Annotated in this window: 12 protein-coding genes and 1 tRNA gene; 5 read left to right on the top strand and 8 right to left on the bottom strand. The window is 50.3% G+C overall.

Features of this window, described 5'->3' with window-relative positions:
• Position 1 precedes the first annotated feature (1 nt).
• Both UNDKW_RS07045 and UNDKW_RS07040 read right to left on the bottom strand, forming a co-directional pair.
• Positions 2-3,157: an efflux RND transporter permease subunit gene (locus tag UNDKW_RS07045; protein WP_162058124.1), complete on the bottom strand. Its 3,156-nt coding sequence runs from the start codon at positions 3,155-3,157 to the stop codon at positions 2-4.
• 74 nt (positions 3,158-3,231) lie between these two features.
• A complete protein-coding gene (locus UNDKW_RS07040; RefSeq protein ID WP_232063283.1) occupies positions 3,232-4,557 on the bottom strand; it encodes an efflux RND transporter periplasmic adaptor subunit in 1,326 nt (441 codons plus the stop codon).
• Between the two features lie 673 nt (positions 4,558-5,230).
• Between UNDKW_RS07040 and UNDKW_RS07035 the strand changes: the two genes are divergently transcribed.
• Complete coding sequence (locus UNDKW_RS07035) at positions 5,231-5,914, top strand: TetR family transcriptional regulator (RefSeq protein WP_162058122.1); 684 nt, start codon at positions 5,231-5,233, stop codon at positions 5,912-5,914.
• Positions 5,915-5,935: 21 nt separating this feature from the next.
• On the opposite strand, the gene UNDKW_RS07030 is transcribed toward UNDKW_RS07035, so the two are convergent.
• Complete coding sequence (locus UNDKW_RS07030) at positions 5,936-6,565, bottom strand: trimeric intracellular cation channel family protein (protein ID WP_232063282.1); 630 nt, start codon at positions 6,563-6,565, stop codon at positions 5,936-5,938.
• A gap of 706 nt (positions 6,566-7,271) precedes the next feature.
• Here UNDKW_RS07030 and UNDKW_RS07025 point away from each other — a divergent pair.
• The 4 genes from UNDKW_RS07025 (at position 7,272) to UNDKW_RS07010 (ending at position 11,045) form a co-directional block, all read left to right on the top strand.
• On the top strand, positions 7,272-7,538 hold the full coding sequence (locus UNDKW_RS07025; protein ID WP_162040398.1) for a type B 50S ribosomal protein L31: 267 nt from the start codon (positions 7,272-7,274) through the stop codon (positions 7,536-7,538).
• Positions 7,539-7,721: 183 nt separating this feature from the next.
• Positions 7,722-9,446 (top strand): glycosyltransferase family 39 protein, encoded by a 1,725-nt coding sequence (locus UNDKW_RS07020; protein WP_162058121.1) that lies wholly within the window; start codon positions 7,722-7,724, stop codon positions 9,444-9,446.
• Positions 9,443-10,867, top strand: coding sequence for an MATE family efflux transporter (locus tag UNDKW_RS07015; RefSeq protein ID WP_162058120.1), 1,425 nt, complete (start codon positions 9,443-9,445; stop codon positions 10,865-10,867). The genes UNDKW_RS07020 and UNDKW_RS07015 overlap by 4 nt, the downstream gene beginning before the upstream one ends.
• 93 nt (positions 10,868-10,960) lie before the next feature.
• Positions 10,961-11,045 (top strand) — tRNA-Leu (locus UNDKW_RS07010).
• 144 nt (positions 11,046-11,189) lie between these two features.
• Here UNDKW_RS07010 and UNDKW_RS07005 read toward each other — a convergent pair.
• The 5 genes from UNDKW_RS07005 to UNDKW_RS06985 all read right to left on the bottom strand — a co-directional run bounded on the left by UNDKW_RS07005 (position 11,190) and on the right by UNDKW_RS06985 (position 17,676).
• Complete coding sequence (locus UNDKW_RS07005) at positions 11,190-12,140, bottom strand: restriction endonuclease (protein ID WP_162058119.1); 951 nt, start codon at positions 12,138-12,140, stop codon at positions 11,190-11,192.
• A gap of 63 nt (positions 12,141-12,203) precedes the next feature.
• The gene (locus UNDKW_RS07000; protein ID WP_197893110.1) at positions 12,204-14,666 is read right to left on the bottom strand and encodes a type I restriction endonuclease subunit R; all 2,463 of its coding nucleotides are present in this window, start codon (positions 14,664-14,666) and stop codon (positions 12,204-12,206) included.
• Complete coding sequence (locus tag UNDKW_RS06995; RefSeq protein ID WP_162058118.1) at positions 14,608-14,937, bottom strand: hypothetical protein; 330 nt, start codon at positions 14,935-14,937, stop codon at positions 14,608-14,610. Before UNDKW_RS06995 ends, UNDKW_RS07000 begins: the two co-directional genes overlap by 59 nt.
• The gene (locus UNDKW_RS06990; protein WP_162058117.1) at positions 14,937-17,168 is read right to left on the bottom strand and encodes a class I SAM-dependent DNA methyltransferase; all 2,232 of its coding nucleotides are present in this window, start codon (positions 17,166-17,168) and stop codon (positions 14,937-14,939) included. The genes UNDKW_RS06995 and UNDKW_RS06990 overlap by 1 nt, the downstream gene beginning before the upstream one ends.
• Positions 17,169-17,310: 142 nt before the next feature.
• Entirely contained in the window at positions 17,311-17,676 is a 366-nt protein-coding gene (locus UNDKW_RS06985) for a hypothetical protein (protein WP_110257271.1), read from the bottom strand.
• Between the last annotated feature and the right edge of the window lie 58 nt (positions 17,677-17,734).

Raw genomic sequence — 17,734 nt, 5'->3', positions numbered from 1 at the left:
ATTATTCCTTCACATCTGCTTGAGGCGCATTGTGCAAAATATGGACAGGGTGCTCAAAATCCTGCTCAGTGGTTTTCAAGCGTCTGTCATTGATCAGCTTGAAGAACAAAGGCACGAAGAAGATCGCCAGGAAAGTCGCTGCCAACATACCGCCCAATACACCAGTACCCAGGGATTGACGCGCAGCAGCACCAGCGCCGTGCGAGAAAGCCAGTGGTACCACACCCAAAATAAACGCCAGCGAAGTCATCAGAATAGGACGGAAGCGCAAGCGTGCCGCTTCCAGCGCCGCAGCCACCGGTGCATATCCCTCATGCACTTTCATGACCGCGAATTCCACAATCAGAATCGCATTTTTCGCCGACAGCCCCAACAGCGTCACCAGACCAATCTGGAAGTACACGTCATTATTAAAGTGACGCAGATACACCGCCAGCAAGGCACCGAAGATACCGAAAGGCATGGCCAGCAAGACCGAGAATGGCAGAGACCATTTCTCATACTGTGCAGCCAGGATCAGGAAAATCATCAGCACGCCAGCGCCCAATGCCAGACCAGCCGCATTGCTGCTGCGTTTTTCCTGGAAGGAAGCACCACCCCAGTCATAGACTACGTCAGCTGGCAAGACATTCTTCGCTGCTCTTTCCATCGCTGCAATTGCCTGGCCGGAGCTGTAGCCTGGTTTGGCATCACCCAGCAATTTAATCGCAGGCAGGGCATTGAAGCGCTGTACAGAATCAGGACCGGTGATGAACTTGATGGTCGTGAAAGCGCGCACAGGTATCATCTGACCAGTGGCAGAACGCACATACATGCTGCCTATGTCATCTGGCTTGGCGCGGTACTGGCCTTCGGCCTGTAACTGTACGGTGTAGATACGGCCATTCTTGTTGAAGTCATTGACGTAGTAACTACCCATGGTTGCGGCCAGGGTGTTATACACATCAGACAAGGCCACACCCATGGAGCGTGCTTTTTCATTATCCACGTCGACATACAACTGTGGTGAATTGGCTTGCCACAAAGTTTTAACGCCAGCCAGTTCTGGCTGTTTGTTGGCTTCGGCAATCAGCAATGGCAACAGTTGTGCCAGGCGTTTGACACCGCCTTCACCGGCATTTTGCAGATAGAACTCAAAACCACCGGTCTGACCCAGACCTTGAATCGCAGGCGGGGCAAAGAACAAAGGCAAACCTTCCTTGATACGGCCAGTTTTCATATAGCTTTCACCCACCATCTGCTGTGCAGACTGGTTACGTTCTTCCCAAGGCTTCAACGGGAAGAACATGGTTGCAGCAGAAGATTTCAAGCCGCCACCGCCCAGGAAATCCAGACCAACCAGCGCAAAGGTAGTATCGATGTTCTTGTTGGTTTTCATGATAGATTCAACCTGACGCACCATCGCATCAGTACGATCCAGCGAAGCACCGTCCGGCATGATCGCCGCACCAATGAAATAACCCTGATCTTCATCCGGCACCAAACCACCAGGTACGTTTTTCCACAACAAACCAGTCAATGCCACCATACCCAGCACCAGTGCGATACCCAGAACAGCACGCTTCATGAAGAAGGTCACGCCATTGGTGTAACGCTTGGTCAAACGCAGAAAGGCAGCATTAAACCAGGTGAAGAAACGGTTATGATTTTCTGAACCTGGCTTGAGCAGGATCGCGCACAAAGCTGGTGTCAATGTCAAGGCAACGATACCGGACAAGACCACAGCGATAGAAATCGTGACCGAGAACTGACGATACAATTCACCCGCCAGACCACCGAGGAAGGCGATAGGGCCGAAAGCCGCTACCAGCACCAGCACAATCGCGATAACCGGGCCAGTCACTTCATGCATGGCCTCAATCGCTGCATCTTTTGGTGTCATGCCTTCTTCATTGATCAGACGCTCAACGTTTTCCAGCACCACGATCGCATCATCGACCACAATACCAATCGCCAGCACCATACCGAACAAGGTCAGCGTATTGATGCTGTAACCCAGCAAATGCAGACCAGCCATGGTACCAATCAGCGATACCGGCACAGCCAATGTAGGGATGATGGTTGCGCGCCAGCTTTGCAGGAACAGATACACCACGATGAACACCAGCACCATGGCTTCTGCCAGGGTTTTCAACACTTCAGCGATGGATTCCGTCACGAAAGGTGTGGTGTCATACGGCGTGGCATATTCCATGCCTTCAGGGAACTTGGCTTTCAGGTCTTTCATGGTTTGTTCTACTGCTTTGCGCGTTTCCAGCGCATTCGCGCCGGTCTGCAAGAACACACCGATATTCGCAGATGGGTGACCATTGACGCGACCATACAGGTTGTAATCCTTGGAACCCAGCTCGACACGTGCGACATCACTGATACGGATGGCAGAACCACCCTTGGCCGACTTGACGATGATATTGGCAAACTCAGACGGTTCCAGCAAGCGGCCTTTGGCCGTCACTGTCATCGTCAGTTCTTCGGTATTGTTTGGTGGGGCACCTACTTTACCTGCTGCATACTGGGCATTTTGCTCAGTAATCGCGTTCGATATATCGGCAACCGTCACACCCAGTTGTGCCATGCGGTCAGGACGCATCCAGATACGCATCGCATAATCCTTGGCACCGAAAATCTGGATATTGGTGGTACCAGGCACACGCTTCAATGCATCCAGCACATTTTGCGTTGCATAGTTGGACAGATACAGCGCATCGTAACGGTTATCAGGTGAGAACAAGGCAGCTACGACCAGAAAGTTGGACGAACTCTTGGACACTGTCACACCCTGGCGGCGTACTTCTTGCGGCAGCTTGGCATCAGCCTGACGCACGCGGTTGTTGACGTTAACTGCAGCGATATCCAGATCGGTACCGACTTCAAATGTGACGTTGATCGACACACGACCGTCAGCAGAAGATACAGAATCCATATACAGCATGTGTTCCACGCCGTTGATCTGCTCTTCGATAGGGCCAGCGACGGTACGTTCAACCACCTCGGCAGACGCGCCTGGATAGACCGCAGTCACATTCACTACCGGCGGAGAAATCTCCGGGTAGCGCGAAATCGGCAGGACGCGCAAGGCGGCCAGACCGGCCAGCACGATGATCAGCGATAAAACTGTCGCGAAGATCGGCCGGTTAATGAAAAATTTTGAGAACATGAATTATTCCTTGTAGCCTTAGCTTTGTTATGCAGCGGATTTTCAGCTTGATACTTTGGCTTGAAGATACGGGCTTAGTGTTTTTCCCCTGCGCTGGCAGCCGGTGTTGCAGATGCGGCAGATGCTGCAGGTGCTGAAGCGGATGCACTGGCGGCAGGTGGTTTGCCACCTGCAGCAGGAGCACCTGGTGGTGCACCCGCTGGTGCAGCCTGGGCTGCAGCATTGGCTGTAATCGCGATTGGCGTTACCGTCATGCCAGGATCATGCGCCTTGATGAAACCATCCACCAATACGCGGTCACCACCTTGCAAACCCTTGGTCACTATCCATTCACCATGGGACCAGCCATCCAGCTCAACCGGCTTTGGCACCAGCTTGTTATCTGGCGACACCGTAAATACGATCTTGCCCATAGGGCTGTCAATCACAGCACGCTGAGGTATCGCAATGGCAGCACTACGGGTAGCACCGCTGAGTATCACGCGTACAAACTGGCCAGGGCGCAATGTGCCATCAGGATTAGGCACCTGGGCACGGGCATCAAAACCGCCGGTAGCCGGGTTTACTTTTTCGCTGACAAAGTTCATCTTGCCGGTGACCGGGGCTGTACTGCCATCCGCCAGTTTCAGTTGCACATCGAACGCCAGACTACCGTTATTGGTTTTCTTGCCAGGCAACGCGATCTTGCCTGCGCCTACGTCCTTGCTCAGTTTCAGGTAATCGGCTTCCGGTACGCTGAAGTTGACATACACAGGATCAGTTTGCACGATGGTGGTCAGCAAACTATCTGCTGCTGTCACCAGGCTACCGTTTGATTTGGCAGCAACGCCAGTCACACCATCAATCGGTGCTACAACACGGGTATAACCCAGGTTGAGTTTGGCTTCATTCACCTGAGCCTGCACTTGCTTGTAGCTGGCTTCTGCTGTTTCCAGCGCAGACTTGGCGTCATCAAATTCTTTCTGGCTGATGGCTTTTTCTGCTGCCAGTGGTGTCAGACGGGCAAATTCGCGTTTGGCCTGGTTCAGTTTGGCTTCTGCCACCCCAGCGGACGCTTCAGCAGAGGCCAGTTGCGTGCGGTAAGCACCCTGGTCGATCTGGAACAGGACTGTGCCGGCTTTAACACGGGAACCTTCTTCATACAGGCGGTTTTCCAAAATACCGGCAACACGGGCCCGCACTTCAGTTTCGCGTGAACCTGCGGTTTGCGCCGCATATTCAAAGTCCATACCCAGGTTACGTGGCTGTACGGTAACGACATTCACTTCTGGTGGAGGCATCTTGCCTGGGCCCGCAGCATTGGCAGCCCCTTTATCGCCACAGGCAGCCAGCACCAGTAAAGGCAGGCTGATAGCAGCAATACGCAAAGCAGGCAAAGCCTGCGTCATATGACTAGTCACTGAAGTTAGCTTAAATACATTTATTATTGGTTTTGCAGGGGAGCGCATAGGAGATTCTTTCTTCTAAAAGGAAAGGCGGTGTGCTATTATATACATTCACGAATGTTTGTAAATAAAGTTTTTAAACAGCCCTACGGTAAAACAGGGATTTGGGTGAGATCTGAATTGATGCTTACCTATGAAAAACCAGCGCCTAAGGGTGCAGTTTCTCTTGGGCTATATTTATATGGCTCTTCGTGAGCCATGGTCAAATTAACAAGAATTGTTTGCGGTCATTAGCAGCATGAATGACAAGCGCGGTATTTAAATGCTTTATAAAGCAGCCTGATGAAAGCCTCATGACATCCCGATCCCGAGGGCTGATAGAGGCTAGCAAGACAGGCAAGTAAACAAGTATAAAGCAGACAATAAATTTCTGCTGCGAGGCAACAAATTTGATCTGTGACAGGTCGTTTTTTTAAATGTAGAGCAGTATCAATGCGTAACAATGCAGGTTTTAAAAACATAAAAACGGTATAACCGGAATACATGTCTTAATCACGCAGTGTGATTAGTAGCGAGCCTCAGGCTTTCAGCGCTTTTCACCCTGCAGTGATCACATACAATAACGAAGAGACAGCAAAAAAATTTGTACGTCGCGATAAAAATTTGCCGCGTACACAAAGGAAACAAAATGGTCAGGAAGACGAAAGAAGAAGCACAGGAAACTTATAATACTCTGCTAGACGCGGCAGAAAAAGTGTTCGCCGAAAAAGGTGTCACCAGTACCACACTCAATGATGTTGCCAGCGCAGCAGGCATGACGCGCGGCGCCATCTACTGGCACTTCAAGGACAAGAACGCCCTGTTCCAGGCCATGTGTGACCGCGCCTTCCTGCCCATGGAAGCTTTGCTCAACGAGATTGTTTCCACACCACAAAAAGACCCGCTTGCCGGTATCAGGCAACTCAACGTTCACTTCCTCAATCTGGTGACTGGCAACCCTCGCCAGCAAAATGTGTTTGACATCATTTTTCATCGCTGTGAAAAGAACAGCGATCTGATCTTCTTCAGCGTCGAAAGTGAAAAACGGGTTGAATGCCTGTCCAAAGTGCAGGCCATGGTCCAGCAGGCGGTTAATCAGGGGCAACTGCATCCTGACACCGACACCTGGATCGCCATGCAGGCCATCCACGCCTATGTCATAGGCATAGTCCATGAATGGCTGGAAGACTCATCCGCCTATTGCCTGATGCTGCACGCAGAAGACATGATAGACATGTTCCTGGCAGGCCTGGTCGCCCGCCCGCCCCTGAAAAAAGCCAGACCAGCAGAAAAAGAATGCGGCCTGCAACTGGTCGTCAATAACCAGGACTAGGCAAGGCCAGGAAAAACCTGGCTAGACCGGCAATTTCCAGTCAAACCGTACTGCCATCATGCGCAGTACGAAACAGATGCCCACACCAAACCCCAGGGCTACACCTTCATTGAGCTCCAGCCAGTTCAGTATCAGGTAGGTCCAGCAACCGGCAAACGCACAGGTCGCATATAAGTGGCTGCGGCGGAACACCAGCGGTATTTCATTACAGATAATATCGCGCAAAACTCCACCAAAAATCCCGGTAATAACCCCCATCATCACGCAGACAAACATGGGCATCTGCGCTTCTTGCGCCAGGGATGCACCGGTTACACTGAACAGACCCAGTCCTAAGGCATCGGCCAGGACAATGGCGTTTTCAGTCACGGCATTACGTAAATGCCGCAAAAACGGGATGGCGATAATCGACATGACAAAGATCAGGATAGGGTATTCCTGATTCTCCACCCAGAACAAGGGCCGCCTGTCCAATAGCAGATCACGCAGGGTGCCGCCACCAAAGGCCGTGATGAAGGCCACAGTGAACACCCCCACCACATCCATACGCTTGCGCCGCGCCTCAATAAATCCCGAACTGGCAAAAGCCAGTATCCCGGCGACTTCAATGGTATGCAACATCGAACTCATACCCAGATAGCTCGTCGTCATGTTTCTCCTTCAGGATTTGGTGCAAAAATGGGGATTTTATCAAGTTAGGGGTGACTATGGGTCTGATAGTCTATGGTTCCTTAAATTCAAGACCTCTCAACACAGAGACACAGAGACACAGAGACACAGAGCTATCACAGAGAAAGACTGAGAAAAATCGAAGATATCCGGAAGCTCATGCAAAGAAACCACCCTCAAATTCGTCGCTCCTGCACAGGCAGAAACCTACCGGGCTGGCGCACCATTGGCGTTCGTAACAAACTAGTGGACTGTAACAGTGAAATCGAGAGTGAAGGACATGTGCCCGACGCATCAGGGCAAGACGCAAAACGCAGCGATAGCGGGGCTATCGCGAGTATTTGCAACGCAGCCATGATCGTCGCGCACGTGGCAGGCACTCCGATTTTCACTGTTACAGTTCACTAGAATAAGTCGTGGCAAAAAGGATAGAAACATATTAAATAAATAACGCAATCTCACTCAAGCCAACCTTATCCACCTCAAATTTCTCTACAATAAGCCCCCGACTCCGACAACATCCCATCGCAAAACTCCCAATTTTCATTGTATAATCATCGGCTTGGCATTTTGGGCGTCCAAAATCCAGACAATTATTTAACCTTTGGCAAGTGATAATGCAATCGGGTCAAGAAGCAGGGCGACCGACGAAGTGCTTATTGGCTACCTACACTATCTTGAGGCAAGCATGAAAGACGGCATCCACCCAAATTATCGCGAAGTTCTGTTCCACGACGTATCTTGCGATTTCAAATTCATCACACGTTCAACTATCGGCACCAAAGACAAAGGTGAGTTTGAAGGTAAAGAATACCCACTGGTAAAGATCGAGGTTTCTGCAGAATCTCATCCTTTCTACACTGGCAAACACAAAATCGTGGATACAGCCGGTCGCGTTGAAAAATTCCGCCAAAAGTTCGGCAAAGTCGGTTCCAAGACTTCTGTCGCCAACTAATCGGCAAGGGAAACACAGCACGGTTTCATGCATTGGCAGGGGCAGCCCTGCTAATACAAAATTGCGGAGTACGCAAGACAGTCTGTGGTTCCCAAGAGTTTTTAGTAAAAAAGGCAGCCCAGGCTGCCTTTTTTACTACAGCTTTACCCTACAATAAGCATCCTTTCCCTCCACCACCCAGATATGAAGCCAGTCCGACTTCCTGCTGCCGCAACAGTTGCGCTACCGCGCTGGGGAATCATCGCCCTCTGTCTCCTGTATATCCTGCCCGGCCTGATAGGCCGAGACCCCTGGAAAGGTGACGATGCCGCTGGCTTTGGCATCATGTGGACCATGGCACATGGCAATCTGGCTGACTGGTTGTGGCCACACATCGTCGGCCTGCCCATGCCAGAAGAAGGCCCACTGGCTTTCTGGCTCGGTGCCATCTGCATTAAATTATTTGGCTGGCTGGTGGGCGAACCCATGGCCGCCCGCCTGAGTACTGGCATCTGCTTCCTGCTAGGCTCACTCTCGGTCTGGTATGCCACTTACCTGCTGGGCCGCAGGCCAGAAGCCCAGCCATTGAAACTGGCCTTTGGTGGCCAGCCAGAAGCACGCGATTTTGGCCGTACCCTCGCTGACGGTGCCTTGCTGATTTACCTTGGCTGCCTTGGACTCCTGCTGCGCAGCCATGAAACCAGTGCAGAAGCACTGCAGATATCCCTGATCGCCTGCACATTGTATCTGTGCGTACGGCTGCTCGACGAACCTGCCAGGCTTACCGCTGCAAAAATTGGTGGCATCTTAGGCTTGCTGGTATTAACCCGTGGCTGGGTATTGCCAACTGGTCTATGGATCAGCCTGCTGGCAGTCTGCGCTTACCGCCAGCAACGCCAGCCGTTGATATACCTGATCAACACCACCCTGCCTGTGGCGATTGCCATTGCAGGCACCTGGCTCATCACGATCAACCTGGCGCATCCTTATGACAGCTCGCCTTATCAGGCATGGATGTTGTGGAACTACCGTCAGTTCAATTTCCCCAATATAGACAGCGTCAGCTACCTGTTCCGCTATGGTATCTGGTTTAGCTGGCCCGCCTGGCCATTTGCAGCCTGGGCAATTTATGCCTGGCGCAAACAAGAAAAAGCCCTGCATATCTCATTGCCAGTCAGCTTTCTGATCTGTTTTGCCGTGCTCGGCATCTTCAATCATCAGTCTGAAGAAGCCATACTCTTACCGATACTGCCCGCACTGGCAATACTTGCCACCTTTGGTTTGCCGACCATGAAACGCAGCGCCATCAACGCCGTGGATTGGTTCTCGGTCATCGTCTTTACTGCGGCGGCGGGCTTTATCTGGCTGTACTGGTTGGCAGACCAGACTGGCTGGCCTGCTGGCATGTCCAGGAAAGTAGCCAGCATGGTGCCGGGCTATCAGTCCAGCTTCAGCGTCTTTGCCTTCATCATTGCCCTGGCAGCGACCGTAGCCTGGTTCCGCCTCGTATATTGGCGCATATCCAGGCAACCTGCGGTCTTGTGGCGTGCAGTTGTCTTATCCAGTGGTGGTGTGATCCTGTGCTGGCTGCTGATACAAAGCCTGGGGCTGCCATGGGTCAATCAAAAGGTCAGCTATGCACCACTGGCCAAAGAACTGGCACAAAAAGTACCCGCCAATATGGGCTGCATACAAGCCCACATAGGCCCATCGCAACGCGCCTCATTCGCCTATTTTGGCAAGCTGCAGTTTGCCGGATTCTCTGATCACGACTGCCACCTCCTGCTGGTACAGAACAGCAAGAAATCCAGAAATGAGCCCGCTCTACCAGCAGAATACAAGCAAGAACAATGGACAGTCCTGTGGTCGGGCCACCGCGCCGCCGACAACGACGAATTGTTTACCCTGTTCCAGCGCAAGCAGCAATGAAGACCGAACACCCCAGCACGCTGCGCGGCAACATCAAGCGCATCGCCTCACTGTCATGGCCCATGATGGTGGGCCAGATGGCAGTGGTGGGTAATGGGGTGATAGACACAGCCATGACTTCGCGCTTCTCGGCGACTGACCTGGCCGCACTCTCCATCGGTATCTCGATTTACGTCAGCATCTTCGTCGGCCTCAACGGCATCTTGCAAGCCATCTCCCCTGTCGTTGGCCAATTATTCGGTGCCCGCAAATTCAAAAAAATAGGCGAAGAAATCAAACAAGGCGTATGGCTAGGCGGCTTTCTGGCCTGCATAGGCTGCCTGATCCTGCTGTTCCCAAATAGCCTGCTCTCCATCGCGCAAGCCTCGCCAACCTTGAATGACAAGGCTGCACAATATCTGCAAATATTGGCCATCGCCCTGCCCGCCACGCTGGGCTTCAGGATTTACGGCGCACTCAATAATGCTGTGGGCCGCCCCAAGATGGTCATGGCCATACAACTAGCAGCACTGGCGATAAAAATCCCGCTCAATACTCTGTTCATTTTTGGTGGCCTTGGCATACCCGCCATGGGCGGCCCCGGCTGCGCGGCTGCTACTGCCGTCAATGCCTGGCTCATGCTCATCACTGGCTGGCTCATGCTCAAACACGTCAAATATTATGAATTGTTTGCACTGTTTGGCACAGGCTTCGTCAAACCCAACTGGAAAGCCCTGCGCAGCCTGCTACACCTCGGCATACCCATGGGCCTGAGTTATCTCATCGAAGTCACCGCCTTTGCCTTCATGGCCCTGTTCATCGCGCGCCTCGGTGAAGTCGCAGTATCCGGCCACCAGCTCACCGCCAACTTTGGCACCATCCTGTATATGCTGCCGCTGTCGATTGCCAGCGCCACCGGCACCCTGGTTGCGCAAGCCATAGGTGCCAAACAAATGCAGGCCGCCCGCGTCACCGGCAATGCCGGCATCATCCTCGCTGCCATGCTGGCTGTGCCCATCGGCATCGCCATCTGGTTCAGCCGCGACCTGATTTTGCACGCCTACACATCCAACCCCATCATCATCGCCGCAGCCTTCCCGCTGTTCACCTTTATTTCGGTATATCAGATTTTTGATGCGATACAAGTCACCACCGCCTTCATCCTGCGCGCCTATAAAATCGCCATCGTCCCCACCATCCTGTACGCCTTCGCCCTATGGGGCTGCGGCCTCGGTGGCGGCGTCATCCTCGGCCTGGCCCCCTACAACATCAGCCCCGCCTTTTTGCACGGCGCAGCAGGCTTCTGGATGGCCAACAGCACCAGCCTCGCCATCGTCGCCTTCAGCCTGTGGTACTACCTGCGCATAGTCCAAAAACGCTTCCCCACTCCCGCCATGTGGCGCAGGAACGTGAATTTCGACCAGCCAGGCAGAAACCCATGATGAATAACAAAAATAACAAAACCAGCAAACCCGGCAAAAGCAGCAGGCCGCTTGCAAAATTTTGACGGCTCTGTCATAATTTCGTTCTGCGTTGCCGAGATGGCGGAATAGGTAGACGCACGGGACTCAAAATCCCGCGCCGCAAGGCGTGCCGGTTCGATTCCGGCTCTCGGCACCAATCACTGATTAAGCTCTTGATTATTCAAGGGCTTTTTTGGTTTTTGAAGATGGAAATCTTATTCGAAGGTGACTGACAACTTAGGCTGACCAACAATCCCTCGAACAACAGCGACTTCATCGCTGCTTTTCTCAAATTAACTGTTTATACATTTTCCCCATCAAAATAATCTGAGTCTATGCGTTTTAGCTCAAACTTACTGACTGGCGAAACTCCAACGTTATGATCAACCATCAGTGTTGCCAACTGTTCGCCTGAAATCAAAATAATCTTCGACGGGATAATGCGGACATACTCTTCCGCTTCCTTGGTAAAGCTAGAAGTAGTGATGAAGACGCCTTTGTTAGCTCTCTGCCCTTGCAAGGCTCCGGCAAACTTCTGGATTTCAGGGCGCCCAACTGTACCCTCCCAGCGTTTCGCCTGTATGTAGATAACATCAAGACCTAACTTGTCTTCTTTGATGATGCCATCAATCCCCTCATCACCGCTTCTGCCAACTGCTCGGCCCGCATCCTGACGAGAACCGCCATAACCCATACTGACAAGCAGATCGACAACCAGCCTCTCAAAAAATGAAGGCGATGCAGCTTTCACTTGCTCAAGCAATTCAGATTCAAGATTATTGCGGAGCCGCTGATAAGCCTGAGAAAATAACTCTTCAGGTGTAGCTTCCAGCTGCTCCACTTTGGTAGTGTCAATTGAAGTGGGCTGCAAAACACCGCTTGCATCCTGCACGCCCTTGTCTTCACTGCGACGCAGCTTGAAAGACAAATACTCGGGATATTGCTCAAGCACAGAATTGTCAACCCGAGAAAGATTTTTAGCTAAAAGTTCTTTCCCTCTCGCCGTGATATTAAAGAAGCCGCGCTTTCTTGACTCAAGAAGAGCGGCCTGCTTCAGATAAGTTCTTGCCCATCCAACCCGATTATCAAATTGCAAGCCTGTTCCGCTTGGTAGCATGGTGTCTCGCTGTTCATCCGTCAGCTTGAACTCCTGAGCTAATTGTTCAACCGCATCACGAAACCGATGTTCTTGCGAATCACTGGCCAATCGCAATAATGGCAGCATCAATGTTTGATAGTCAGGAATAGTCACTGCATTGGCCTCAATTAGTATCGAAAATTCAAATTTTTAACATGCACGAATTTACCCAACAAGTTAGTCATCACCCCTTGAAGCATTCAGTCTTGCCTTCACTTGGTGGAAAACTGCCCTCATCAAATGCCCCGCTGCTACGCCGCGAAAAGCCTCGTCATTCATAAGGCGTATAAATATTTCCTCGTTACCATCAATTCTTTCAACAAAAAGATTCTCTAATTGTTGATTAAAAACCGGTTCAAAATTTTCAATGGAATTAGCCATAACAGCCAGTTGCAATTGTTTATTAGCTACCGCTGTTTCGCGCACCTGATCAAAAAACAACTGATCTGCTGGAGTAAATTCCGTCCCAAATCGATCATTCAATTTTCCGACTAATGTTGACAATTGCACCTCCTCGTCGGCTTGACCAGTACCAACTTCGGTTGGCCCGTAAACAGCCTCAGCCTCACCAACTCTTAAATCGATCGCGCCCTCACTGATCTTTTGTAAACGATAATATTTCAGCTCAACTTCATCGTCTATTTGAATAGTACGGCTATCAATCAAGCTGGGCAACTTGGTCAGTAAAAAACGGGCATAGGTATATAGTTTCTCGTGATCAGAATCTTGATAAGGAATGATCTGCGAAACAAAACTATATAAATTACGGAAACTGACCAACTGCCCTTTAAATAAATTCTGATTTTCTTCGTCGAGCAATTTAAATCGGTCAATTGCCAAGTCAAGTATGCTGTTCAATTTTTTGTGTTCACCACCAGTTGGATTTAACCTGTTGCGGAACCAGATCTCACACCACGCACTGATCTCCGCTTCGGTGTAAATCTTCCAGCCTCCCAGCGTATATGCCAGCGTGTTGAGCTGCTGCGGATCGGTGTCATCCCCCTTATCCGTCGCCTCGTAATAAGGCTTGAAGGCGGTATAGATATCTGCGGGCTCGTTCACAAAATCAAGTACGAAGGTGTCGGTCTTGCCGCGCGTTGTTCGGTTCAGGCGCGATAATGTCTGCACTGCCTGGATACCTGACAGGCGTTTATCAACGTACATGCTATGCAACAGAGGCTGGTCAAATCCTGTCTGGTACTTCTCCGCCACTAGCAAGACTTGATATTCCTCGGTGTTGAACTTCTCTGGCAGCTCGGATTCTTTGATTCCACTATTCATATTCACTTCAGTGAATTTTTTGTCAGCAAACTCTTTAAGCGTGATCTCTCCCGAAAAAGCAACTAGTGACTTCACATCAGTGTAACCTTTGTCTTTGATGTATTTGTCAAACCCCAGCTTGTAACGCACAGCATGTTCGCGCGAGCCAGTGACCACCATTGCCTTTGCCCGGCCACCAATCTTGTGACGAGTATGGGTGCGAAAATGCTCAACGATTACTTCTACCTTCTGTGCAATCTCATAATCATGAAACTCGACGAATCGCGCAAGTGCGCGGGCGGCCTTGCGGCGAGGTACTTCGGGATCAACTTCCACCTTCTGGATCAGTTTGTAGTAACGTTTGTAGCAGGTGTAGTTCGCAAGCACGTCGTGAATAAAGCCTTCTTCAATAGCTTGGCGCATACTGTAGTGATGAAACGGCGCTTTGCCTTCAGCGCCGGGCTCATTAAAAACAGCCAAAGTCTTGAACTTGGGCGTTGCGGTGAAGGCAAAAAAACTTAAGTTAGGCTGTTTGGCTCGCTTGAGTTGCTCGCGTAATAACTCCTTCTTAGCTTCTTCGCTCAAGGTATCATCGTCCATATCGAGTAACTGCGAAGCGATAGCAGCTTCAATACCGTCCTTGTTCAAGATCTTGCGCAACTCCATCGCGGTTTCACCACTTTGCGAACTGTGGGCCTCGTCCACGATCACCGCAAAGCGCTTGCCCGCAGTCGAGATCGCTACGCCTTTGCCGTTAGCCTCCAATGTATGGATGGCTTGAGTGATAAAGGGGAATTTTTGTATAGTGGAAATGATGATCGGCACGCCATCAGCCAAAGACTTCGCCAACTGTTGAGTGTTTTCATCGATCTTCTGCACTACACCCAGCTTGTGTTCAAACTGAAAGATCGTATCTTGCAATTGTTGATCTAGTACTAGCCGATCGGTAATCACCACCACCGAATGAAAAATCTTTTCGTTATTAGCGTCGTGCAGGCTCGAGAGGCGGTGCGCCAACCAAGCAATCGAATTCGATTTGCCCGAGCCAGCAGAGTGTTGGATCAAGTAATTATGTCCTGAACCATGTGCTTGTGCGTGGTCTGTGAGTGCCCGAACTGCGTCCAATTGGTGGTAACGCGGGAAGATCATCGACTCTTTGCGGTGCCGCTTGATACCCTTCTCAGTAACGACAGTTTTTTCCTCTACATCCAGATGCATGAAGCGCGCGAGGATGTCCATCAGGCTGTCACGAGTCAATACCTTGCGCCAAAGGTAGGAAGTGCGCACATCCCCAGCCACTGTTGGGTTACCAGAGCCATGCTCATGCCCCACATTGAAGGGTAGGAAGAACGTGTCTTTGAGCCAAATGAACTTTGGCAAGATATGGGCGCAACTTTCCAAATAGTACATCCCCTACTGCAAAAGAAGATGCCAGTCCTTCGCTATTACTAATTTCCCCTTCAATTTTCCGCCCTGTCCATGATTCGATATGTTCCAAGCCGAAATAAGGCAATGGTGAATCTTCAACGCTTACTTTGTTGTTGATGATGTCAGTTGAGAATTTCAATCTTTTGATTCCCCAATGACTGGGTTTTTGTTGCAACCATGAAACCCCTGAGCCATCCCGCTCGTTGTATTGAGCGTATCCCATCACACTACCTCCCTCAGCATAGCCAAAATGTCTTTTTCTAGCTGACTGATTTCGTGCGCAATCAATTCTAGCGGGCGCGGTGGCTGGTAAATGTAGAAGCACCGGGTGAGCGGAATTTCATAGCCCACCTTGGTCTTGCTGTGGTCAATCCATGCATCGGGTATATGGGGCATGACTTCGGCCTTGAGATAGTCCTCGCAGTGGTCTTTGACCAAGGCCAGCAGCTTGTCGTGGTCGGTTTCGTTGTCGTAACCCAATGGCAGTGGCAATCCAATGTCCTTCGGCAAGGCCACTACTTCCGTGTCGCGCAGTTCGACATCTGGTTCAGGGTTGCCTTTGGCATCCAGACAAATGTCTGCTTTGGGGTCGCGCTCGGACAGTGCAAGCAAGATGGCCTTCTTGATCGACGCACCGATCTTGATGCCAGCCTTTTTCAAGGCAACTTCGAGCACCGACTCAAATGCAAGCCTATTAAGGTATCGTGTATCACCATCCATTCTTAGCAGGGTATACTTGATTGCAGCTTGTGTTTCCTGCCCCGCTGCAATTTCGTTACGATAGGCGGTATCGTCCTTGCGCTTCTTGCTGCTGGCCAAGTCGACAAAGGCGCTTTGTTCGTCCAATTTCGCAATTCGTTCGGCGCTGGCTTGGATATTCAAGCGCAGCGGACGCTCCACGGTTATCTTGAGAAAGCCAAATTCATGGTTATTGAAGAGCCTGCTACAAACACGATTAACTTTCTTTGGTTTTCCGTCAATTTCAACAATCACTTCACTTTCTGCACTGTGTTCATACTCGGCATATAAGCGCACCAATTCTTTAATGTGATCATCTGAGAGCTCATTGCGCTTATTACCTAAGCTTCTGTCCATTTTCTTGAAATGGCGCGTGCCGTCAATCAACTGCACCTTGCCTTGGCGATGAGAGGGTTTCTTGTTGGTGACGATCCACACATAGGTATAGATGCCGGTGTTGTAGAACATCTGGTCTGGCAGGGCCACGACGGCATCGAGCATGTCGCGTTCAATGATCCAGCGCCGGATATTGGATTCGCCTGATCCTGCGTCTCCAGTGAACAGGGGTGAGCCATTAAACACGATTGCGATCTTGGAACCATCTCCGCCTACATTCTTGCCTTTGACAAACTTAGGTGGCTGATGCATTTTCGAGATCATGTGTTGCAAAAAGAGTAGCGAGCCATCATTGATACGTGGAAGACCAGCACCAAAACGACCGGAGAATCCCTGGGCTTCGTACTCTTCACGCACGAAATCTTGCTCCGGCTTCCACTCCACGCCAAAGGGTGGGTTGGCCAGCATGTAGTGGAATTTTTTTTCTGGGTGTCCGTCGTGCGGTACGAAGCCATTGGTCTTATTCTTGGCTTCCTTGATGCCCAGAGTATCTCCATAGATAAGGTTGTTGATCGGTTCGTCCTTGATCAGCAGATCGGAGCAGCATATAGCGTAAGACTCAGGGTTATATTCCTGACCAAAAAGTTCGATGTGAGCATCAGGATTTTTCTCTTTCATATGCTTTTCCGACTCGGATAACATCCCACCAGTTCCCGCAGTTGGGTCGTAGACGCTACGATAAACACCCGGCTTAAAAATATCATCTTCCCCAGTGAACAACAACTGCACCATCAGTCGGATTACTTCTCGCGGAGTAAAATGATCACCAGCTTCTTCGTTTGCTTGCTCGTTGAATTTACGTACTAACTCCTCAAACAAGTATCCCATTTGCAAATTATTGATGACTTTAGGAGATAAATTAACCTCTCCTGAACAAAACTCTCTGATGATTAAGAACAGTCTGTTTGCCTCATCCAGCTTTGCGATTTCAGTCTCAAATTCAAATTTGTCAAAGATATCGCGAGCACGGGGAGAAAACCCTTGGATGTAGGCGATCAAATTACCTGCGATGTTGGGAGCGTCGTCCAACAGTTTTTCGAAAGTGAAACCACTGGTATTGAACAACTCTTGAGTGCGATCAGTAGCAGCAATACGTGACAAGGCTTTTTCAAGTGCAGGCCCCTTGATGCCTTTATCTTCAAGACGTTTCTTTTCGTTTAATACCTTCTGTTTGTTTTCAGCGAGCACCAAATCGAAGCGACGGAGCACAATCAATGGAAGCATTACTCGACGGTACTGAGGAGGGCGATAAGGGCCGCGCAGCTTGTTCGCAATATTCCAAATAAAGCCGACAAGATTTTGATGTTGCGTGTTTTGCATGTAAGTTAATTTTAATAAGAAATAGAATGGGGTATAGATTTATACAAATTGACAATGCTGAACAATATCAACGGAACCACATCTGATATTGAATATCAACGTTATATATTTTATTTTACAATTGAATATTACTTTTTTGATGTCAATACCTATGCTCATCCACCAAATGCTTATTAAAACTGTACTTGCTACCACCTTGCAGCACATCGGTCAGGCGTTTGGGGTTGGCGGATGAGATGAAGATGTCGGCGATGCCGTCCTTGACACGGAACTTGGTGGCGGGGCTTAAGATGTTGTTGGCTTTGATCATCAGGTGGCGGATGATTTTGGCTTTTTCGCTGCAGATGAGGAAGTGGTTTTCTTTTCTGAAGTTGGTCAAGGGGATGTTGAGCCACCAGCCTTCGTCGTTGCCATAGCGGACGACTTGGGAGAATTGGGTGTTGCCTTCGTTGAGGACGTTGGCTTGCAGGGAATCGTTGGCGATTTGTATGGCTTCGGCTTTGTTCATTTTTTAATCTTTTGGAAATTGTGAGCAGATGGGAGGGCAAATTGCACCTGGGGTTTTC

Origin of the sequence: Undibacterium sp. KW1 (assembly GCF_009937955.1) — a bacterium.
Lineage (GTDB): Bacteria > Pseudomonadota > Gammaproteobacteria > Burkholderiales > Burkholderiaceae_D > Undibacterium.
Note: the sequence above shows the minus strand (reverse complement) of the source record. Positions and strands in the feature narration are given on the sequence as shown.